2 protein-coding genes are annotated in these 4264 nt (G+C 72.9%); both read left to right on the top strand.

What is annotated here, in order from left to right:
• Positions 1 to 24 precede the first annotated feature (24 nt).
• Positions 25 to 4161: a type I polyketide synthase gene (locus tag AB0M67_RS41510; protein ID WP_365753393.1), complete on the top strand. Its 4137-nt coding sequence runs from the start codon at positions 25 to 27 to the stop codon at positions 4159 to 4161.
• On the top strand, positions 4127 to 4264 hold a 138-nt coding region (locus AB0M67_RS41505), incomplete at its 3' end, for a polyketide synthase docking domain-containing protein (RefSeq protein ID WP_365753394.1). The genes AB0M67_RS41510 and AB0M67_RS41505, both read left to right, overlap by 35 nt.

Below are 4264 nucleotides of genomic sequence, written 5' to 3'. Positions count from 1 at the left end.
TGGTCGTTGGCCACGACGCGTGCGTTGTTCGATCACCGGGCCGTGGTGGTGGGCGAGGACCGTACGGAACTCCTCACCGGACTCGAAGCACTCGCCGCCGGAGAACCCGACGCCCAGGTGGTCTCCGGGACGGCGGACGAAGCGGGGGGTACGGTCTTCGTCTTTCCCGGCCAGGGGTCGCAATGGCTGGGCATGGCCCGTGAACTCCTCGACTCGTCCGAGGTGTTCGCCGAGCGGCTCGCGGAGTGCGCGGACGCTCTCGCGCCCCACACCGACTGGTCGCTGCTGGACGTGGTACGCGGTGTGCCGCACGCGCCGAACCTGGACCGGGTCGACGTGGTCCAGCCCGTGCTGTTCGCGGTGATGGTGTCGCTGGCGGAGCTCTGGCGTTCCGTGGGCATCGTGCCTGACGCGGTCGTCGGACACTCGCAGGGCGAGATCGCCGCCGCCCACGTGGCCGGCGCGCTCAGTCTGGACGACGCGGCCCGGGTGGTGGCCCTGCGGTCACGGGCCATCGTCGCGCTCGCCGGCAACGGCGGGATGGCCTCCGTGCCCGTGCCCGCCCACGAGTTGGAGCCCCGACTCGCGCGTCTGGGCGGTCGTGTGCACATCGCCACCGTCAACGGCCCCTCGTCGACCACGGTCTCCGCCGACGTCGAGGCGCTGGACGAGCTGCTGGCCGAGTGCGCGAAGGAGGGCGTGGACGCCCGACGGATCGCCGTCGACTACGCGTCCCACTCCCCGCATGTCGATGTCCTCCGCGATGACCTGCTTGAGCTGCTGTCCGGGATCACCCCCCGGGAATCGGAGATTCCTTTCTACTCGACGGTGACCGGTGAGCCGCTGGACACCGCGACCCTGGACGCCGCGTACTGGTTCCGCAACCTCCGCCGGACCGTGCGGTTCGAGCGTGCGACCCAGGCGCTCCTGGCGGATGGGCACCGTACCTTCGTCGAGGTCAGCCCGCACCCGGTGCTGACCATGGCGGTTCAGGACACGGTGAGCGGCGCGGCGGGGGCCGCCGCGGACGCTCTGGTCACGGGCACACTGCGCCGGGACGACGGGGGCCTGCGCCGTTTTCTCACCTCGGTCGCCCAGGTGCACACTCATGGCACCACCGCCGACTGGTCCGCCGTACTGGCCGACCGCGGGGCCCGAACGGTCGAACTGCCCACGTACGCCTTCCAGCGGGAGAGGTACTGGCTGGACAGCACGTCCGGTACCGCGGATGTGACCTCGGCCGGGCTGCTGGCGGCGGAACACGCCCTGCTGGGCGCGGCGGTCCCGCTGGCCGACAGCCGGGAGCTGGTGTTCACCGGACGCCTGGCCCCCGGCGCGCACCTCGGGTCGGCCGGCGGTCCCGTGCCGGGCGCACCTCTGTCCGGCGCGATGCTCGCCGAACTCGTCCTGCACGTCGGCGAGCAGGTCGAGTGCCCCTGGGTGGACGAACTGACGGTGCTCTCTCCGCTCGGCCTCTCCGCCGAGCACGCGTGTCAGCTCCAGGTCACCGTCCGGGCGGCGGACGCGTCCGGGCGGCGTGAGGTCCTCGTCCACTCCCGCCCGGAGGACGAGGACGGTGACTGGACACGGCACGCCGAGGCCGCCGTTCTGCCACGCGCCGACGCCGACGCCGCGGCCGTGGAGTCCGCCGACGGTGCGTGGCCCCCGCCCGGGGCCATGTCCATCGATCTCGCCGATCTCGCGCCGGACCTTGAGGACGACGGTGCCGGTCCGGGAGAGCCGTTCCGCGGTGTGCGGGCGCTGTGGCGGCTCGGCTCCGAGCTGTACGCGGAGGTGGCGCTCACGGAGGACCCGCCCACCGACGTGGACGGCTTCGGAATCCATCCCGAACTCCTGGACGCGGCTTCCCGCGCGCTCGCCCCCGCTCTGCACCAGGACGGCGCCGCCGTACGGCGGGTGGTGTCCTGGACCGGCCTGCGCCTCTACGCCACGCAGTCCACCTCCGTACGCGCACGCCTCACCGCGCTCGACGCGGACCGCTACCGGCTGACTCTGGCCGACCCCGCCGGACGGCCGGTCGCGGCAGCCGAGTCCCTCACCCTGGCGGGCGCCTCGGGCGCCTCGGACGCCTCGGACGCCTCGGACGATCCGGCGGGGCGGCCGCGGGAGCGGGACGGCGGGAGCCTCTTCCACCTCGACTGGCCGGAGGTGGACCGCACGGCGGGCGGCGCTTCCGGCGTATGGTCCCTCCTCGGAGACGGGACGGCGTCCCTCCGGGGCGAACTCGTCCGCGCCGGGGTGACGGTACGGACCTGCCCCGACATGGCGAGCGCCTCGGCCCGCGCACTCGGCGCCCCCTCGTCCGATGTCGTACTGGCCGCTCCCACCGACTCCACCGCCGCGTCCGGGTCCGCCACCGGGCGGGACGAGGTCGGCTCACCCCGGCCCGACACCCCCTCGGACCACGCCCACCGGGCGACCGAGGCCGCGCTCGGGCTGCTGCGCGAGTGGCTCTCCGAGGAGGGCACCGACGCCGGACGACTCGTCGTACTCACCCGGGGCGCCGTCGCCGTCCGGGCCGGCGACGACGTGACCGGACTGGCAGGCGCCGCTGTCTGGGGACTGGTCCGCAGCGCCCAGGCCGAACACCCGGACCGTGTCACGCTGATCGACATCGACGACACACCGGCCTCGGTGCGGGCGCTGCCCGGCGCACTGGCCACCGGAGAACCCCAACTCGCGCTGCGCGGGGGCAGGTCGCACATACCGAGGCTGACGAGGACGATCCCCGGCCCGCAGGCGCCGGCCCGGCCGCTCGACCCGGACGGTACGGTGCTCGTCACCGGCGGAACGGGCACTCTCGGCCGGCTTGTCGCCCGTCACCTGGTGACCTCACACGGCGTCCGGCGGCTGCTCCTGACCAGCCGCAGGGGCCCGGAAGCCGACGGCGCCGACCGGATCCGCGCGGAACTCGCCGCCGAGGGCGCCGAGGTGATGGTGGTCGCCTGCGATGTCGCGGACCCCGAGGCACTGCGGGCGACCCTGGACACCGTGGACCCCGGCCACCCGCTCACCGCGGTCATCCACGCGGCCGGCGTCCTCGCCGACGCCACGGTGCACGCGCTCACCCCGGACCGGTTGCACCAGGTGCTCCGGCCCAAGGCGGACGCCGCGTGGAATCTGCATCAGCAGACCTCTCGGCTGGACCTCGCCGCGTTCGTGCTGTTCTCGTCCGTCACCGGTGTCATCGGCACACCGGGCCAGGCGAACTACGCCGCCGCCAATGCCTTTCTCGACGGTCTGGCCGCGCACCGTCATGCCCACGGGCAGCCCGCGACCAGCCTGGCCTGGGGCTACTGGGCCGAGTCCACCGGGATGACCAGCCATCTCTCCGGAGCGGATGTGGCCCGCATGGACCGCACCGGCGTCGGTGCCCTGGCGACCGACGACGCGCTCTCCCTCTTCGACACCGCTCTCGCCGGAGGGCCCTCGGCCCTGGCACCGGCCAGGATCATCACCCGGTCCCTGCGGGAGCTCGCGCGCAGCGGTCCGCTGCCCGCCGTGCTGCGCGGCCTGGTCCGTACCTCGTCACGGCGCAGGGCGGCCGGCGCCGTGACGGGCGAGGACTCGTGGAAGCTGCGGCTGTCGGCGCTGTCCGCGTCGGAGCAGCACGCTCTGCTGCTCGAACTGGTCAGCAGCCACGCGGCTGCCGTTCTGGGCGGTACCCGTCGAGCCGTCGAGAGCGGCCGGGCCTTCAAGGAGTTGGGTTTCGACTCCCTGACGGCCGTCGAACTGCGCAACAGGCTCAGTGTGGCGACCGGTCTGCGGCTGCCCGCCACTGTGGTCTTCAACCACCCGACGGCCGCCGCACTCGCGGCACATGTGCGCGAGCTGCTGGCTCCGGTCGTGGACGCTGTCGAGGACGTCTCCCCGATGGCGCGGCTCGATTCGCTGGAAGCGTCCCTCGGCTCGTTCGATCCGGCCGATGCCGGCGTCCGCGACGCGATCGCCGAGCGCCTTCATGCCCTGCTGCGGAAAGTGGAGCGGCCCGGCGGGGACCTCACGGACACGATTCTGTCGGCGACGCCCGACGAGATCTTCGAACTTATCGACAACCGGCTTGGCCGACAGCGTCGGACAGGTTCGGACAACCAGGGGGCCAACCATGACGAACGAAGCGAAGACCGCCGAATACCTTAAGCGCGTGACGGTGGAGCTTCATAGGGTTGAGCGGCGGCTTTGTGAGGTTGAGGGGCGTGTGCATGAGCCGGTGGCGGTGGTGGGTATGGGGTGTCGTTTTCCG

Source organism: Streptomyces sp. NPDC051662 (assembly GCF_040681655.1).
Lineage (GTDB): Bacteria > Actinomycetota > Actinomycetes > Streptomycetales > Streptomycetaceae > Streptomyces.
This window is presented reverse-complemented; position numbering and strand designations above follow the sequence as displayed.